The 16,906-nt window shown below is 53.9% G+C and carries 21 protein-coding genes; 1 reads left to right on the forward strand and 20 read right to left on the reverse strand.

The annotated features are described in order from the left end of the window. The first annotated feature begins 746 nt into the window (after window positions 1–746). Window positions 747–2,114 (forward strand): chromosomal replication initiator protein DnaA, encoded by a 1,368-nt coding sequence (gene dnaA, locus HMPREF1556_RS05575; RefSeq protein ID WP_044125293.1) that lies wholly within the window; start codon window positions 747–749, stop codon window positions 2,112–2,114. A 761-nt stretch (window positions 2,115–2,875) separates the two neighbouring features. On the opposite strand, the gene rpsN is transcribed toward dnaA, so the two are convergent. From rpsN to HMPREF1556_RS05675, 20 genes are all read right to left on the reverse strand, one after another. Next, a complete protein-coding gene (gene rpsN / locus HMPREF1556_RS05580) occupies window positions 2,876–3,145 on the reverse strand; it encodes a 30S ribosomal protein S14 (protein ID WP_021667372.1) in 270 nt (89 codons plus the stop codon). A 5-nt stretch (window positions 3,146–3,150) separates the two neighbouring features. Next, on the reverse strand, window positions 3,151–3,711 hold the full coding sequence (rplE, locus tag HMPREF1556_RS05585; protein WP_021667373.1) for a 50S ribosomal protein L5: 561 nt from the start codon (window positions 3,709–3,711) through the stop codon (window positions 3,151–3,153). Beyond that, window positions 3,711–4,031 (reverse strand): 50S ribosomal protein L24, encoded by a 321-nt coding sequence (gene rplX, locus HMPREF1556_RS05590; RefSeq protein ID WP_021667374.1) that lies wholly within the window; start codon window positions 4,029–4,031, stop codon window positions 3,711–3,713. The genes rplE and rplX overlap by 1 nt, the downstream gene beginning before the upstream one ends. Before the next feature lie 21 nt (window positions 4,032–4,052). After that, entirely contained in the window at window positions 4,053–4,418 is a 366-nt protein-coding gene (rplN, locus tag HMPREF1556_RS05595; RefSeq protein ID WP_005468112.1) for a 50S ribosomal protein L14, read from the reverse strand. Between the two features lie 3 nt (window positions 4,419–4,421). Next, window positions 4,422–4,679 (reverse strand): 30S ribosomal protein S17, encoded by a 258-nt coding sequence (rpsQ, locus tag HMPREF1556_RS05600; RefSeq protein WP_044114910.1) that lies wholly within the window; start codon window positions 4,677–4,679, stop codon window positions 4,422–4,424. 12 nt (window positions 4,680–4,691) lie between these two features. Beyond that, window positions 4,692–4,889: a 50S ribosomal protein L29 gene (gene rpmC / locus HMPREF1556_RS05605; RefSeq protein WP_021667375.1), complete on the reverse strand. Its 198-nt coding sequence runs from the start codon at window positions 4,887–4,889 to the stop codon at window positions 4,692–4,694. Between the two features lie 8 nt (window positions 4,890–4,897). Continuing rightward, a complete protein-coding gene (gene rplP, locus HMPREF1556_RS05610) occupies window positions 4,898–5,332 on the reverse strand; it encodes a 50S ribosomal protein L16 (RefSeq protein ID WP_005468109.1) in 435 nt (144 codons plus the stop codon). Between the two features lie 22 nt (window positions 5,333–5,354). Then, the gene (gene rpsC, locus HMPREF1556_RS05615; RefSeq protein WP_021667376.1) at window positions 5,355–6,104 is read right to left on the reverse strand and encodes a 30S ribosomal protein S3; all 750 of its coding nucleotides are present in this window, start codon (window positions 6,102–6,104) and stop codon (window positions 5,355–5,357) included. A 5-nt stretch (window positions 6,105–6,109) separates the two neighbouring features. After that, complete coding sequence (gene rplV, locus HMPREF1556_RS05620; protein WP_021667377.1) at window positions 6,110–6,514, reverse strand: 50S ribosomal protein L22; 405 nt, start codon at window positions 6,512–6,514, stop codon at window positions 6,110–6,112. 43 nt (window positions 6,515–6,557) lie between these two features. Beyond that, a complete protein-coding gene (gene rpsS, locus HMPREF1556_RS05625) occupies window positions 6,558–6,827 on the reverse strand; it encodes a 30S ribosomal protein S19 (protein ID WP_009432244.1) in 270 nt (89 codons plus the stop codon). Between the two features lie 20 nt (window positions 6,828–6,847). Next, window positions 6,848–7,672: a 50S ribosomal protein L2 gene (rplB, locus tag HMPREF1556_RS05630; RefSeq protein WP_021667378.1), complete on the reverse strand. Its 825-nt coding sequence runs from the start codon at window positions 7,670–7,672 to the stop codon at window positions 6,848–6,850. An 8-nt stretch (window positions 7,673–7,680) separates the two neighbouring features. Continuing rightward, window positions 7,681–7,974, reverse strand: coding sequence for a 50S ribosomal protein L23 (gene rplW, locus HMPREF1556_RS05635; protein ID WP_021667379.1), 294 nt, complete (start codon window positions 7,972–7,974; stop codon window positions 7,681–7,683). A gap of 19 nt (window positions 7,975–7,993) precedes the next feature. Beyond that, window positions 7,994–8,623, reverse strand: a complete 630-nt coding sequence (rplD, locus tag HMPREF1556_RS05640; protein ID WP_021667380.1) for a 50S ribosomal protein L4 — start codon at window positions 8,621–8,623, stop codon at window positions 7,994–7,996. Beyond that, window positions 8,624–9,244: a 50S ribosomal protein L3 gene (gene rplC, locus HMPREF1556_RS05645; RefSeq protein ID WP_021667381.1), complete on the reverse strand. Its 621-nt coding sequence runs from the start codon at window positions 9,242–9,244 to the stop codon at window positions 8,624–8,626. Window positions 9,245–9,265: 21 nt separating this feature from the next. Then, window positions 9,266–9,571, reverse strand: coding sequence for a 30S ribosomal protein S10 (gene rpsJ, locus HMPREF1556_RS05650; RefSeq protein ID WP_005468099.1), 306 nt, complete (start codon window positions 9,569–9,571; stop codon window positions 9,266–9,268). 20 nt (window positions 9,572–9,591) lie between these two features. Continuing rightward, window positions 9,592–11,715 (reverse strand): elongation factor G, encoded by a 2,124-nt coding sequence (gene fusA / locus HMPREF1556_RS05655; protein WP_021667382.1) that lies wholly within the window; start codon window positions 11,713–11,715, stop codon window positions 9,592–9,594. A 21-nt stretch (window positions 11,716–11,736) separates the two neighbouring features. Beyond that, entirely contained in the window at window positions 11,737–12,213 is a 477-nt protein-coding gene (gene rpsG, locus HMPREF1556_RS05660; RefSeq protein ID WP_021667383.1) for a 30S ribosomal protein S7, read from the reverse strand. Window positions 12,214–12,446: 233 nt separating this feature from the next. Then, the gene (gene rpsL / locus HMPREF1556_RS05665) at window positions 12,447–12,851 is read right to left on the reverse strand and encodes a 30S ribosomal protein S12 (RefSeq protein WP_044125294.1); all 405 of its coding nucleotides are present in this window, start codon (window positions 12,849–12,851) and stop codon (window positions 12,447–12,449) included. Window positions 12,852–13,434: 583 nt separating this feature from the next. Further along, a complete protein-coding gene (locus tag HMPREF1556_RS05670) occupies window positions 13,435–14,118 on the reverse strand; it encodes a hypothetical protein (protein ID WP_021667386.1) in 684 nt (227 codons plus the stop codon). Between the two features lie 96 nt (window positions 14,119–14,214). Then, a complete protein-coding gene (locus tag HMPREF1556_RS05675; RefSeq protein WP_021667387.1) occupies window positions 14,215–16,905 on the reverse strand; it encodes a zinc-dependent metalloprotease in 2,691 nt (896 codons plus the stop codon). Window position 16,906: the final 1 nt, after the last annotated feature.

The raw sequence follows: 16,906 nt of genomic DNA on the forward strand, positions 1-16,906 counted from the left end.
CTGCTACCTCCGTAGAGCACTCCATGTAGCCGGCACAGAACTCCCCTCTGCTCCGTTCGGGGATCCCTCTCGTAACCGACATAGATCTCCCCTCTATTCAGCTCAGGTATCGCCTCATAGCTATCGCCAGCATTCCATCGCCTAGTACCCTACCCGACCGCACGATCCGTTCAAATTGTAGACTAGTGAAGAGAGAGGGAAGCCTGAGCTGAAGAGCTTGGACTTCCCTCTCATACTATTAGTACGGGACTCGTACTACTTTCCCTACCGATGCCTCCCTTGTGGAAATCTTTTCTCTCCCCTGCATATATAGATTATCTATCAACTACTTAGTGAAACGCTGGGCTGTGTATAAGTAGGTGAGTATCCTTGTGCATACTCCATAGAAGCCCTGATTTCTAAGAGATTAGGATAGCACCCCTCAGTCGCTTTATCAGGGGATGCTATAAGCCTCTGATAACAAATGGCATACAGAAGGAACGAGAAAAGCAAGCCTTTTCCCGTTTTTTTTTCTCCTAATAATTGGCAAACTTTGCATCAGAAAAGAGATCCCAAGGACACCATCAAGGTCCAGCTAGCTTCCTGCAATATAATGAGTTAGCCCCCTTCTTGCTTGTGGATAAGCTCTTCAGATCCATCAGAAACGTAGCCCGGCACGCACGGGTGCTTCTCCTAGCACCTGCACCCCTCTAGGCTCCATAAAAATTATAATGCTCTTGGCTCACGATTACGCGAGGCATACACTCATGCATACCCCCATCCCACAGGACGGGGAGCAGCTCTGGAAGCACTGCCTCCAGATCATCGCTCGCTCCTGCGATCCTCAGACACTGCAGCGCTGGTTCGCTCCCATCCGTCCCCTCGGCGTAGAGACCCGAGAGGATGAGGGAGGCTCCTTCGAAGCACTTGTCCTCGAGGTCCCATCGAAGAGCTTCTATGAAGAGCTTCTTCGGACGCATGAGACGCTACTCATCCGAGCCCAGCAGGAAGTCCTCACCCCACGTGGGCTAGAGATCTTCCTGGCTCCGGCACAAGTGGCACCGGCTCCTTCGCCGGCTAAGATCGCACGGACGCAGGACTATACGTCGCATCTGAGTGCAGACCTTCGCTTCGAGACCTTCTATGAGAGTGCTTGCAATCGTGAAGCACTTCGCATCGCTGAAGCTACTGCAGCTCGTCCTGGGCAAGCTCCCCTGAACTTCATCTTCATCTACGGTCCCAGTGGTGTGGGGAAGACGCACCTCTGCCAAGCCATTGGCCAGCGAGCTATGGAGCTTCACCCGACGATGCGTGTATGCTACGTGTCGAGCTCCAAGTTTGAGACGCAGTTCATCCGTGACAGTCTGATGCGTGGGACAGAGCGAGGCATGTTCATCGACTTCTACCAGCAGATGGACATCCTGATCATCGACGACATCCAGGGGCTTATCGGGAAGACCAAGACGCAACAAGCCTTCTTCGACATCTTCAATCACCTCTACCTCCTCGGCAAGCAGATCATCGTCACCTGTGACGTTCCCCCCGTCGATCTCAAAGGCATGGAAGCCCGTATCATGACGCGCATCCAGAGTGCGATGATGCTCCGCATCGACCGTCCTGACCTAGAGCTCCGACGCAAGATCCTACAGCGCCGTGTCGCAGACAGCGGTGTCGAACTCGGAGAAGAATGTGTCGAGTTCATCGCTGAGAATATGCAGGACAACGTCCGTCAGCTCGAAGGCGCCATCCGTACGATCGTCACGCACTCGAAATTCTCCGACCTCGGCGCGGTAGACATCGACATGACCCGTCGCATCGTCGGTGGCACCGTCTCCATCGAACGCAAGGAGGTGACGCCCGAGCTTGTCCTTGACACCGTGTGCAAGGTATTCGGCGTCGAGAAGGACCAACTTCGCACGCCTTCACGCAAGGCTGTCCTCGCCCTTCCCCGCCAGGTGACGATGTACCTAGTGAAGAAGCACACCAGCGCTTCGTACAACACCATCGCCCAGCTCCTCAATCGCAGCGACCACACGACCATCATGCACGGCTGCAAAGCGATCGAAGGCCGCATCAACATCGAGCCCGCCCTCAAGGAACGCATCGCGCTTGTCGAAGAAGAGCTACGTGGATAGCCTCCGCCCCGCCTAAAGCGAACCTCGAAATCAAATAAAAAACGCCTCGGCCCTTCCCTCACTTCGGTGACGGAAGGGCCGAGGCGTTTTGGCTTCTATCGGGATCGAAGGCGCTTGATTAAGCGATCTTCGCCCGAAGATTGGGTTAGAAGGCAAGGCAAGAAACCCGGTGCAAGCCCTAGAAGTAGTTGGAGAAGGCCAGAAAACACACCGGATCTGGGGAACGTATTCCAAGCTTCAGCCAATCGCCCTTACGCAAGCCACATCACGGACACAAAGTAGAGCACGGGGAATGTTAAAGCGCTCTGTCCAGGAAGCTCTATAAGCATCCAGTCAAAGCGACCTAGGATCGCCGTGGAATTGATTGAATCTCCCAGGGGAAGTAATATTAGATTTCAGGCGAAGAACCAAGCGATTCGAATGGAAGTAATGCCACATTCGAATGAAAGTAATAAGACCTCCCATCAGAAGTAATATAACATTCGACCGAAAGTAATATTACATTCAGCCAGAAGTAATATAATATTTGGACGGAAGTAATATAACATTCCAAGCAAACTAATAGAACATTCGAATGGAAGCAATATAGATTCCATTGGGAGTAGGAACTTCTTCCCCGCCCTTCTTCAGCATTTTCCGAGGCTTCCTTCGAAAGAAGCTGGCACAGACAAGCTGCAAAAGCACTTCAAACAAAAAGAAGAAGGAGACGCTTCCACCCGATCGTGGGAGCGTCTCCTTCTTTAGGTTTGGACAGCTAAAGCTTACCAGCTAGCCTTCTTGACCCCAGGGATGAGGCCGGCAGAAGCCATCTCACGGAACTGAATACGAGAGATGCCGAACTGGCGCATATAGCCCTTAGGACGACCGGTCATGCTGCAACGGTTGTGCAGACGTACAGGAGAAGCATTCTTAGGCAGAGCCTGTAGCGCTTCGTAGTTACCTTCGGCCTTGAGCTGAGCACGCTTGGCAGCATACTTAGCGACCAGCTTCGCACGCTTTACTTCGCGTGCCTTCATTGATTCCTTTGCCATAGTATTTAGTTGCCTTTCTTAGCGTTCTTGAATGGTAGACCGAACTCCTTGAGGAGTGCATAACCTTCTTCGTCCGTCTGAGCCGAGGTGACGAACGTGATGTTCATCCCAAGGATCTTCGTGATGCCGTCGAGGTTGATCTCAGGGAAGATGATCTGCTCGCTGATACCGAGGGTATAGTTCCCACGACCATCGAACTTGCTTTCGATCCCCTTGAAGTCACGGATACGAGGCAGTGCGATACGGATCAGACGTTCGAGGAACTCGTACATCTGCTCACGACGCAGGGTGACCATGACACCGATAGGCATCTTCTTACGAAGCTTGAAGTTAGAGATATCCTTCTTAGAGACCGTAGCTACAGCCTTCTGACCGGTGATGGCCGAAAGCTCAGCGATAGCGACATCGATGATCTTCTTGTCCGCCGTAGCGATACCGAGACCCTGGTTGATGACGATCTTCTTGAGGACGGGCACCTGCATTCTGGACTTGTATCCGAACTGCTGAAGCAGGGCAGGAACGATGCGTTCCTTATATTCGTTCTTTAGACTTGCAGTGTTGCTCATTACTTGATCTCCTCTCCTGACTTTTTGGAATAACGTACAAGCTTCCCTTCGTCATTGAGACGACGACCGATACGCGTAGCCTTACCCGTCGCAGGATCTAGGACGTTGAGCTTAGCGATATGGATAGGAGCTTCCTTCTTCTCGATCCCCCCCTGAGGGTTCTTAGCGCTGGGCTTAGCATGCTTAGCGACGATGGCTACACCCTCGACGATCGCACGCTGCTTGTCGACGAGGACTTCGAGCACGCGTCCCGTCTTACCCTTGTCTACACCGCTGAGGACGACTACCTGGTCGCCCTTCTTGATATGTAACTTACTCATTTCTTCTTTCGTCTTTAAGGGTTAGAGGACTTCAGGCGCGAGAGAAACGATCTTCATATTCACGGCACGTAGCTCACGAGCCACAGGGCCGAAGATACGGCTACCACGCATTTCGCCAGCAGCATTGAGCAGGACACAAGCGTTGTCATCGAAGCGGATGTAGGATCCGTCGGGGCGACGAACTTCCTTCTTGGTGCGGACGATGATTGCCTTAGAGACGACCCCCTTCTTCAGGTCAGAAGAAGGGATGACGCTCTTGACAGCAACGACGATGATATCACCGACAGAGGCATAGCGACGGCGCGTCCCGCCGAGGACACGGATACAAAGGGCTTCCTTTGCTCCGCTATTGTCTGCTACTACGAGTCTTGATTCTTGCTGGATCATATACTACTTAGCTCTTTCGATAATATTGACTAATCTCCATCTCTTGGTACGGCTCAAAGGGCGAGTCTCCATGATACGGACAGTATCACCGATGTTGCACTCGTTCTTCTCGTCGTGAGCATGGTACTTCTTCGTCTTGTTGACGAACTTACCATAGATAGGGTGCTTTTCCTTCCACTTGACAGCGACCGTGATGGTCTTGTCCATCTTATTGGAAGAAACGACGCCTACACGTTCTTTTCTTAATCTTCTCTGTTCCATCGGGGGGACACATTAATTGTTGTTGAGTTCGCGCTCGCGAAGAATGGTCTTCATCTGAGCGATCGAGCGACGCATGCGACGGAGCTCAGCAGGCGAATCTGCTGGAGTGACGGCATGGTCAATGCGCTTCTTGTCGTAAGCTGCCTCTTCGGCTACCACACGCTCCTGTAGCTCAGGCGTAGTGAGCGCCTTAATCTCTGCTAGTTTCATCTCTTCAATTACAGGTTAGTGTTAGACATATCGTAGTCACGACGGACGACGAACTTGGTAGTGACGGGGAGCTTCTGAGCCGCAAGGCGGAGAGCTTCCTTAGCCACTTCGAAGGAAACGCCTTCGATCTCGAAGAGCATACGACCTGGTGTCACGTTGGCGACAAAGCCTTCGGGCGAACCCTTACCCTTACCCATTCGGACGTCGGCAGGCTTCTTGGTGATAGGCTTGTCAGGGAAGATACGTACCCAGACCTGCCCCTGACGCTGCATATAGCGAGTCACGGCGATACGAGCTGCTTCGATCTGACGACCAGTGATCCAGCGAGTGCCGAGTGACTTGATCCCGAAAGAACCGAAGGCGAGCTGGTTGCCGCGCTGAGCGTTACCCTTAGCGCGACCCTTCTGGACTCTTCTAAACTTAGTTTTCTTAGGTTGTAACATTGCTGTCTTCTGTTCTTATACGTTAGCGATTGCCTCCTCTTCTGCCACCACGACCATCACGACGGCTGTCACGACGATCACGGCCACCTTCACGGCGAGGGCCATGGCCTGGCTGAGGGTTGGTGAACGAAGGAGCTAGGTCACGCTTACCGTAGACTTCACCCTTGCAGATCCACACCTTGATACCGAGGATACCGACCTTGGTCAGTGCTTCAGCCTGAGCGTAGTCGATGTCGGCACGGAGCGTGTGCAGAGGAGTACGTCCCTCCTTGTACATCTCGGAGCGAGCGATTTCAGCACCATTCAGACGACCAGAGATCTGTACCTTGATCCCTTCTGCTCCTCCACGCATAGCAGCACCAATGGCCCCCTTGACTGCGCGACGATAAGCAATCTTCCCTTCGAGCTGACGAGCGATGTTGTCAGCGACAATCGCAGCATCGATATCTGGACGACGAACTTCAAAGATGTTGATCTGAACATCCTTGTTGGTTATCTTCTTGAGCTCTTCCTTGAGCGTGTCTACATCCTGGCCACCCTTACCGATCACGATACCTGGACGTGCCGTGCAGATGGTGATAGTGACGTTCTTGAGAGCACGCTCGATGACGATACGAGAGACACTAGCCTTAGCCAGACGGACGCTGAGGTAGCGACGCAGGCGGCTATCTTCAAGAAGCTTGTCACCGTACTTACGACCGCCATACCAGTTGGAATCCCATCCACGGATGTATCCCAAACGACTGCTAATAGGATTAATCTTTTGTCCCATCTGGTTTAGTTCTCTTTATTGGTTAGTGAATCGACAAAGATCGTGACGTGGTTCGAACGCTTACGGATACGATATCCACGACCCTGAGGGGCGGGACGCATACGCTTGAGCGTAGCAGCACCGTCGACGAAGATGCGAGAGATATAGAGCTCACCATCTTCTGCCTTACGTCCGTTCTTCTCTTCCCAGTTAGCGATAGCAGAGCGGAGGAGCTTCTCCACGCGAGCAGCGGCTTCCTTGTTAGAGAACTTGAGGACCCCGAGCGCACGACCTACTTCCATGCCACGCACTAGGTCAGCCACCAGGCGCATCTTGCGAGGCGAGGTGGGGACGTTGCGGAGCGAAGCGAAGTACGTAGACTTCAGGGCTTGCTTTCTTTCTTCGGCTGATATTTTCTTTCTTGCACCCATTGTTTCTTTTCTTACTTAAAGGTCTGAATTACTTCCAGCCGAATTACTTCTTCTTGTTACCGCCATGACCACGGAAGGTACGCGTAGGAGAGAATTCTCCGAGCTTGTGCCCTACCATGTTTTCGGTGATGAACACGGGGATGAACTTATTCCCGTTGTGTACGGCAATCGTATGACCGACGAAGTCAGGGCTGATCATCGAGGCGCGAGCCCAAGTCTTGATGACGACCTTCTTGCCAGATTCATTCATCGCCAAGACCTTCTTCTCGAGCTTCAGGTTGATATATGGACCTTTCTTTAATGAACGACTCATAATTCTTTTTGATTAATCAGTTACTTCTTACGTCTCTCGATGATGTACTTAGACGAATGCTTCTTAGGAGCACGCGTCTTGAGACCCTTAGCGTAGAGACCCGTACGAGAGCGTGGGTGACCACCAGAAGCGCGGCCTTCACCACCACCCATTGGGTGATCTACAGGGTTCATGACGACACCTCGGTTGTGAGGACGACGACCGAGCCAACGGCTACGACCGGCCTTACCAGAACGCTCGAGGGCGTGGTCTGAGTTACCTACGGCACCGATGGTAGCCTTGCAGGCGGAGAGGATACGACGAGTCTCTCCCGAAGGCATCTTGATGACAGCGTAGAGACCTTCGCGAGAAGTAAGCTGAGCGAAGACACCCGCAGAGCGGACCATCTTAGCTCCCTGACCTGGACGAAGCTCGATATTGTGAATGATCGTACCGACAGGGATGTTAGCCAGGGGAAGGCTGTTCCCTACCTCAGGAGCTGCTTCAGCTCCTGACATCACTTGCTGACCTACCTGCAGGCCGTTAGGGGCGAGGATATAAGCCTTCGCACCGTCGGCGTAGTACAGCAGAGCGATACGAGCCGTACGATTGGGGTCGTACTCGATGCTCTTGACCGTAGCAGGGATACCGTCCTTGTTTCTCTTGAAGTCGATAAGACGCAGCTTCTGCTTGTGACCACCACCGATGTAGCGCATGGTCATCTTACCGGTGTTGTTACGACCACCGGACTTCTTCTTACCTACGACAAGGGACTTCTCTGGTGCGCTGGCAGTGATGTTATCGAACGCACCAATAACCTTATGTCTTTGCCCCGGGGTAGTGGGCTTGAGTTTACGTATTGCCATTGTTGAACTTAGATGTTAGCGTAAAAGTCGATGGTCTGACCCTTTTCAAGTGTAACGACAGCCTTCTTAAACGCAGCGACCTTGCCACGGATGAGTCCACTCTTCGTATAGCGAGCCTTACGCTTACCGCTATAGTTCACGGTGTTTACACTTTCGACCTTTACATTGTACAGAGCCTCGACGGCCTTCTTGATCTCGATCTTGTTGGCATCAGGAGAGACGCGGAAGACGTAGCGCTCGGCAGTCTTCTCAGTCAGGGCAGTTGTCTTCTCCGTGATAACGGGCTTGATGATAATTCCCATGATTCAGTATCTCCTTTGATTATGCCTTAAACTGTTCGTTGATCACCGCTACAGCAGCCTCCGTCAGGACGAGCTTCTTGCAGTCAAGTACCGAGTAGGTATTGAGCTGGAAAGCGTTCATCACGCGAGCGGAAGGAAGGTTGCGGGAAGAGAGGACGAGGTTGTCCGAGAGAGCTTCGACGACGAAGAGCGCCTTCTGGTCTGCGACATGGAGTGCCTCAGAGAGAGCGACGAAGTCCTTCGTCTTAGGAGCAGCTAGCTCGAAGTTCTCGACGACGATGATCGCCTCGGAGGAAGCCTTGTAGCTCAGAGCAGAGCGACGGGCTAGAGCCTTGAGCTTCTTGTTGAGCTTGAAGCTGTAGTCACGTGGGGTAGGACCGAAGACACGACCACCACCTACGAGGACAGGAGAGTTGATATCCCCACGGCGAGCGCCGCCACCGCCCTTCTGACGGATCAGCTTGCGAGTACTCCCAGAGATCTCACTACGCTCCTTAGACTTGTGCGTACCCTGACGCTGGTTGGCCAGATATTGCTTTACGTCCAAGTAAATAGCGTGGTCGTTAGGCTGGATAGCGAAGATCGCATCATCGAGCGTGATCTTACGACCGGTATCTTCTCCCTTGATGTTATAGATGCTCAGTTCCATTTACTTTTCGATTGCAACGATTGAACCTTTAGCACCGGGCACGCTCCCCTTGATGAGCAGGAGGTTGTGCTCGGGCATTACCTTGATCACTTCGAGGTTCTGAACGGTGACACGTTCGTTACCCATCTGGCCCGCCATGCGAGTTCCCTTGAAGACCTTAGCTGGGTACGAGCACGCACCGACAGACCCGGGAGCACGAAGACGGTTGTGCTGACCGTGCGTAGACTGACCGACACCGCCGAAGCCGTGACGCTTGACTACACCCTGGAATCCCTTACCCTTGGACGTGCCGATTACATCGACGAAGACCGTCCCTTCGAAGAAATTCACGTCGATCACATCACCGAGATTGTACTGGCTGCAATCGAACCCCTTGAACTCGGCCAAGTGTCTCTTGGGAGCGACGCCAGCCTTCTGGAAGTGACCCTGAAGAGGCTTGGACGTGTGCTTTTCCTTAGCATCTACGAACCCAAGCTGAAGTGCTTCATAGCCATCCTTCTCAAGAGACTTGATCTGCGTCACCACGCAAGGACCTACTTCAATAACAGTGCATGGGATGTTCTTCCCCTCGGCACTGAATACGGATGTCATTCCGATTTTCTTTCCTAATAAACCTGGCATTTCAGTTTCTTATTTAGTTGATCACACCTTGATTTCTACTTCTACACCGCTGGGGAGCTCGAGCTTCATAAGCGCATCGATGGTCTCAGCCGTAGAGTTGTAGATATCGATGAGTCGCTTGTAGGAGCTAAGCTCGAACTGCTCGCGGCTCTTCTTGTTGACGAAGGTCGAGCGGTTCACCGTGAAGATACGCTTGTGCGTAGGCAGGGGAATTGGACCACTAACCACAGCACCAGAGGCCTTGACGGTCTTGACGATCTTCTCTGCCGACTTATCGAGCAGCGTATGATCGTACGACTTCAACTTAATTCTAATCTTTTGGCTCATATCTCTAGTTGTAATACTATTTACTTGATCAGATCTACACGACCACCTACTTCCTCAAGGACCTGACGAGCGATCGAAGAGGATACTGCTTCGTAGTGAGAGAAGGTCATCGATGAGGTAGCACGACCAGAAGTGATCGTACGGAGGCTCGTCACGTAACCGAACATCTCTGCCAGGGGCACCTTAGCCTTGACAAGGCGCGCACCCGAAGGAGTGCTGTCCATACCTTCTACCTGACCGCGACGCTTGTTGAGGTCACCGATCACATCACCCATGTTTTCTTCAGGCGTATCGACTTCGAGCCTCATGATAGGCTCGAGGAGGACAGGACCTGCCTGAGCAGAAGCATTCTTGAAGGCCTGAATAGCACAGATCTCGAAGGAGAGCTGGTCAGAGTCCACGGGGTGGAACGAACCGTCGAGAAGCGTAACCTTCAGCTTGTCGAGTGCATAACCAGCGAGGACACCGTTGGTCATAGCCTTCTGGAAGCCCTTCTGTACAGAGGGGATGAATTCCTTAGGCACGTTACCACCCTTGACTTCATCGACGAACTGTAGATCGCCTTCGAAGCCTTCGTCAGCAGGTTCTACACGTACGATGATATCAGCGAACTTACCACGACCCCCAGTCTGCTTCTTGTAGACTTCACGGAGTTCGACGGGCTTGGTGATAGCTTCCTTGTAAGAAACCTGAGGCTTACCCTGGTTAGCTTCGACCTTGAATTCGCGCTTCAGACGGTCGATGATGATCTCGAGGTGGAGCTCACCCATACCGCTGATGACGGTCTGGCCTGTTTCTTCGTTGGTCTGAACACGGAAGGTTGGGTCTTCTTCAGCAAGCTTAGCAAGACCGACACCCATCTTGTCCATATCCTTCTGCGTCTTAGGCTCGACAGCGATACCGATAACGGGTTCGGGGAAGTCGATAGACTCGAGGATGATAGGAGCATCTTCTGCGCAGAGCGTGTCACCCGTACGGATATCCTTGAAGCCTACACCAGCACCGATGTCACCGCAACCGATGACTTCCATGGGGTTCTGCTTGTTGGAGTGCATCTGGAAGAGACGAGAGATACGTTCCTTCTTCTCGGAGCGCGAGTTGTAGACATAAGAGCCAGCCTGCAGCTCACCAGCGTAGACGCGGAAGAAGCAGAGACGACCTACGTAGGGGTCGGTAGCGATCTTGAACGCCAGAGCCGTCAGAGGCGAGCTGGGGTCTACCTTACGAACGATTTCCTTTTCGGGGTCGTTGGGGTCCGTACCGATGACCTCAGGAGTATCCATTGGGCTGGGCAGGTAAGCTGCGACAGCATCGAGGAGGGTCTGTACGCCCTTGTTCTTGAAGGAAGAGCCACAGAGCATGGGGCTGATCTTCATCGCAAGCGTACCCTTGCGGATAGCAGCGCGGATCTCATCTTCGGTGATCGTCGAAGGATCTTCGAAGTACTTCTCCATGAGGACGTCGTCGCAGTCAGCGAGCGTTTCGAGCATCTTATCGCGCCATTCTTCGGCTTCAGCCTGCAGTTCGGCGGGGATGTCGATGATGTCGTAGTGAGCACCCATCGTCTCATCATCCCATACAAGAGCCTTCATCGTGACGAGGTCGACGACACCGCGGAAGGTTTCTTCCTGCCCTACAGGGATCTGGATGGGGCAAGGGGTAGCACCAAGGACAGCCTTGACCTGGCGTACTACTTCGAAGAAGTTAGCACCGGAGCGGTCCATCTTGTTGACGTAGCACACGCGAGGTACGCGGTACTTATCCGCCTGACGCCATACCGTCTCACTCTGAGGCTGTACGCCACCGACAGCGCAGAAGGTAGCCACAGCACCATCAAGGATACGGAGCGAACGCTCTACTTCGACCGTGAAGTCAACGTGTCCTGGGGTGTCAATGAGGTTGATCTTGTACTTCGTACCAGCGTAGTTCCAGAAAGTCGTCGTAGCAGCAGAGGTGATCGTGATACCACGCTCCTGCTCCTGCTCCATCCAGTCCATCGTAGCACCCCCATCATGTACTTCACCGATCTTGTGCGTAAGACCGGTGTAGAAGAGGATACGTTCAGACGTAGTTGTCTTACCGGCATCGATGTGAGCCATGATGCCGATATTTCTTGTTAGTTCGAGGTGTTTATGGTCAGCCATTGTCTTTTGCTTGTCTTAGAATTAGAATCTGAAGTGAGCAAACGCACGGTTGGCTTCTGCCATACGGTGCATATCTTCCTTGCGCTTGAAGGCAGCACCTTGGCTATTGAATGCATCCACAATCTCTGCTGCAAGCTTGTCTGCCATGGTCTTACCACCACGCTTGCGAGCAAAGAGGATGAGGTTCTTCATGGAGATAGATTCCTTACGCTCGGCGCGGATTTCCGTTGGCACCTGGAAGGTAGCACCACCGATACGGCGGCTCTTGACTTCTACCTGGGGAGTGATGTTGTCGAGCGCAGCCTTCCAGATCTCAAGAGCAGTCTTATCTTCCTGCTGGATCTTCTTGCCTACGATCTCAAGCGCGGTGTAGAAGATATCGAAGGCGATATTCTTCTTACCGTCGTACATCAGGTGATTAACGAACTTCGTCACCTTTACGTCACCAAATACGGGATCAGGTAGTACCTGTCTCTTTTTGGGTTTAGCTTTTCTCATTGCTTAATGTAATTGCGTTTCTGTCGATTGGTTGTGCTTGGATCTTCTTCAACGCTCCCGCTGGAGCATTTACTCAACCTTGCTAGCCTATCCAACGAACTCAAGAAACTTGGTTCTATTGATTCTTAGCTTGCCTCACGTCTCAGCCTCTCTCGAGACCAGAGCTATCGAGGCTCTTGGGTCGGCGAGACTCCTCGTCTCTCCGAAGGGTTAGCGTTTACGCCGCTAGGGTATTACTTCTTACCCTTAGCTGGAGCAGCCTGACCGGGCTTAGGACGCTTAGCACCATACTTAGAGCGGCGCTGTAGACGACCGTTGACACCAGCTGTATCGAGTGATCCACGTACGATGTGGTAACGAACCCCTGGCAGGTCCTTCACACGACCACCACGTACCAGCACGATGCTGTGCTCTTGAAGGTTGTGACCCTCACCTGGGATGTAGGCATTGACTTCCTTACCATTCGTCAGGCGGACACGAGCGACCTTACGCATCGCAGAGTTTGGCTTCTTAGGAGTCGTCGTGTACACACGCACACAGACACCTCGGCGTTGGGGGCAGGAGTCCAGAGCAGGGCTCTTACCCTTCTCGACGAGTGACTCACGTCCCTTTCTAACCAATTGTTGAATAGTTGGCATTTCGTTTCTACTTATGTTTGAATAACTTATCTACTGATTAGTAGCCACAGAGCATACTATAGGTATACTCCACGAAGTGCACAAAGGTACACATAATTCACGAATATACAATAGGATGCGTCTATTTTAATCCCACCCTTCCTTCTCTGGGGTTTTGGAGAAGGCTCCTCCCCTACCCCCTCCTTCGCCCAAGACCTTACGCCTTGATCGAAGCCCAAGGAGCACCTGTAGCAAGTCCCCATTTATCCCCAAACTCAGCGAAGACTTTTACTTCCCCAGAGGCACTACTAGCGCCACCCAAGAAGCACTAGTAGCGCTTCCCAAGAGGTAGCAGTAGCGCCTCCGAAGCCTCGCCAGCACCTTCTATTGGCCAAAATCTGCGAGGGCTCTTTTCTACACCCATTGAACAACTATTCCCGTCACAGAAGGCCCTTACCTCGAAGAGAGCAAGTGACACATGGAGAAGGGGAAGGCAAGGCAGAGGAAAGAGAAGAGGGATGGGACAAAAACAACTTCCCCGAGCGACGGAGGGCGTCACTCGGGGAAAGGGGAAGGCGGAGGGCGGGCTCGCTTCGGGCCTTCGCTAGAGGGTCATGCCGATATGCAGGGTGAGTCCCGTCGCCCTGAAGGGAGTGACCGTTCGGTCAGGCAAAGAAAGCTTGTCGAAGGCATTGCACACCGTGCCGATACCAGCACCACAGGTGAAGCGCCAGATATCTAACCCTACCAGCGCCGTGCCGTAGAAACCAGAGATGCCGTGCATCGGAGCGAAGCTATAGCCCGGACGCAGGTCTACAAACGGCTTGATCGGGCCACGGACGGGGAGGTAAGCTCGGAGGTGCCCATAGACAGGGATCACCATATCTAACGTCTCGACCATGCCATAGATGAAGCCCGAGCCGATGCCGAGGAAGAGACTTCGATTGAAGCGGGCTCCGTAGCTGGCGAAGAGCCCAGCATGCTGGCGACCGGAAGCACCGAAGAGGTAACCCGCATCAAAGTGCCAGTCGGCACGAGGCACACGGGGCTCTTCGTAGAGGTAGGCTCGGTGCGAGGAGTATTCGACCCGCTCTAGGTCGGCGTAGGGACAGATGAGCAGGGAGCCGTCGCTGAGACGGATCTTGACCTGCCCACCAGCTAGCTCCTCGATGATCTGACCGTAGAGGATCGACCCATTCTTGAGGTAGATGGTGTCAGGCGTGCGCTGTGCCAGAGCTGAGCAGGCGACGATGAGGCACACCAGGAGGGAGAGAAGGAGGCGTTTCATAGGAGCAAAGTTAGCATAGTCTACAAAACACGTCCTCCCCTCATCCGCTCGAGAGCGATAAGGGGAGGACGTAGCAGGAGGGAGAAGGCTCAGAGCTTACTTGGTGATCTTCTCCAGCTTGCGAAGGAGCGTCTGGTAGTGCAGGCGCAAGGCTTCGCTCTTGGTAGCCGAGAGGGCCTTCTTCAGGAGAGCCTCGGCACGATACTGGAGGGGCAAGTAGAGGTCGCCCGTATTGTTGATCGCTGAGGTGAAGAGGTCAGCAGGCTCGCCGTAACTATTACCGAAGTTGAGGAAGCCCACCGCATCCAGCTTCGAGAGGGGCTCGGCCGAATGGGCGTGATCAAGCGAACAGAAGTGCTCGCCACGAAGCTTGGGCAGTAGGGCGATGAAGTCTTCATCCGTCATGCCCTCGGTGCGAGCTGGTTCTTCCGCCTTGGCGAAGCCCGTCAGTTCAGCAATCGTGAGCCCCGATCGCCCCGTGGTCTTATTCACAAGATCCTCGGTGTAGGAGGTGATGTAGCGGACGAAGTACTCCTGTAGCTGCTTCTCTGCATGCGTCAGGTCTTCGCGCCCCGCCTCGGTCTTAGCGAAGACACGGGCGTAGACATCGTCAGCATACTCCAGCGGCGAGTACGACGTGGAGTCGAGATAGTAGCTGAGATTGAGGTTGTTGATATTGCGGATGGCCATCGCACGCGTCATAGCACCGAGGACGACATAGGGCGAAGAGCCTGCCATATCGCTCATCGTGTGCTCCAGCGCCTCACTGCGGAGGCTATCGATGGAGAGCGCCTGATCGAGGAGCCACATCGCCGAGGCCTTCTGTGCTGCCTTAGGTACTACCTTGTAGCGGGGAAGCCCGGAGGCTTCACTGGTCTGATAGAGGTAGATGCCTGGGACATTCAGGAAGACATTGGAGACGTAGCGCAGGGCCTGATTGGAGATGCCATCGTAGAGCGTCTCCCGATGCTCCGCTTCTTCGTCTCGGGGGAACCACTCAGCCAGATGCCCCAGGATGTACTTGAGGTTCTTCAGCCCAAGCGTGCTCGCAGCGACAGGATCATCGGACAGATCCTCCTCGATGGACGAGGGGTCGTAGCGACGGTCACCCATCTGCTGTAGCCCGTAGCGGTACTCGGGGTCGGTGGCATGCTTCTCGATCAAGTCATTGAGATAGCGAGCCTCCACGATCGGATCGCCCTTGCTGTCGGGGAAGTAGCGGTACGTCCAGTCGATAGCATACTTATCGTAGGTACCGACGGAGGGCGGGTCGAGACTCACACCACGATCCTCGGGCTGGGCGACGTAGTTGAAGCGGGCATAGTCCATGATCGACGGTGTCGTCCCGTGCACGGCAGTGAAGGAGGGAGAGCGGAGGGAGTCGATGGTGTAGGCTGCCGAAGACGCCATGTTGTGCATGAAGCCAAGGGTGTGCCCGATCTCATGCGCTATCACATACTTCAGCGACTTAGACATGAGGCTGTCGGGGAGCTTCATCGCACGCACCAGAGGATCGACCTGCGCTGTCTGGATGAAGCGCCAGTTGTTGTTGAGCTTCGAGACATCGCTCCAGACGAGCACCGAAGCATTGATGATCTCGCCGGTGCGAGGGTCTGCCCAGCTGGGGCCCATAGCGTTCTCGGTAGCGATGGGCACGTAGCGGATACAGTTGTACTTCAGGTTGTCGGGATCGAAGGTAGGATCGTCCGTAGGGAAGTCCCGCACCTCGATAGCGTCCTTGAAGCCAATAGCTTCGAAGGCCTTGTTCCAGCGAAGCGTCCCTTCCTTCATCGCCGCCTTCCAGACAGGAGGGAAGCTATTCTCGACGTAGAAGACAATGGGCTTCTTGGGGCGAACGAGCTGGCCAGCCTTGTAGGCAGCGACATCGGAGGGCTCGAGGCGCCAGCGCTTAGCGAAGCGCACCGTCTCGATCTGTTTTGTCTCGGGGTCATAAGCATTCTTCGAGATGTGGAAGACCCCGATACGGGTATCCGACAGACGGGGCGTCATCGGCTCCTCAGGCAGGCGAAGGATGGTGAAGGTAGCCCCAAGAGTCACTGGATAATCCTTCAGTGGGCTGGCACCACCACGCGAGGAAGTGAGGGTGATGCGGTAGCTCCGGTCGATCTTGATCGATACGTTGTCCTCGAAGGCCTTGATCTCACGCACATAGCTGAGGTCACGCTGGAGAGAGGACTGGACCTGATAGGAGCCCATGCTCTTGCCGATGAGGGGGAAGTACTTCTGATCCTGAGTGAAGAGCGAAGTGGCATCAAAGACTACGGCGGACTTATCCTTATTCCAAGCCTTGATGGGGAACTTGTACAGAGGCAGGTCCGTGTAGCTGGGAGCGAACGTCGGACGAAGCTCCTTCTCCAGCTGGCCCATGAGGTAGGGATCGGAGTTCACCGCCTCGAGCACGATGGCGCTATCACGCTGGGCAAAGCGCATGTGCACGGGGTTGGAATTCTTGAAGCCGACCATACCTAGCTGGGGGTTGGAGATAGAGGAGAGGGTGAGGGCTACGAGGACCTCCTTGCCGATGGTCTTCACGGGCAGCTCGATGTAGAGCTTATTGTCCGTCTTGTGCAGGGTGAGGAAGTCACCCTTAGCCGAGACAATGGCCTTGTCGGTGAGGATCTTCTCGTAGGCACTCTTCTCGGGTGCCTTCTCCGTCGCAGGCTTCTTCTTGCGCTTGAGGAAGTCGAAGATACCTGCGTGAGCCGTGGCGGGCGCTAGGGTCAGGCTAGCCGCGGCCAGTAGGAGTGCTATCTTTCTATTGATCATC

It is taken from the genome of Porphyromonas sp. oral taxon 278 str. W7784 (genome assembly GCF_000467855.2).
Lineage (GTDB): Bacteria > Bacteroidota > Bacteroidia > Bacteroidales > Porphyromonadaceae > Porphyromonas.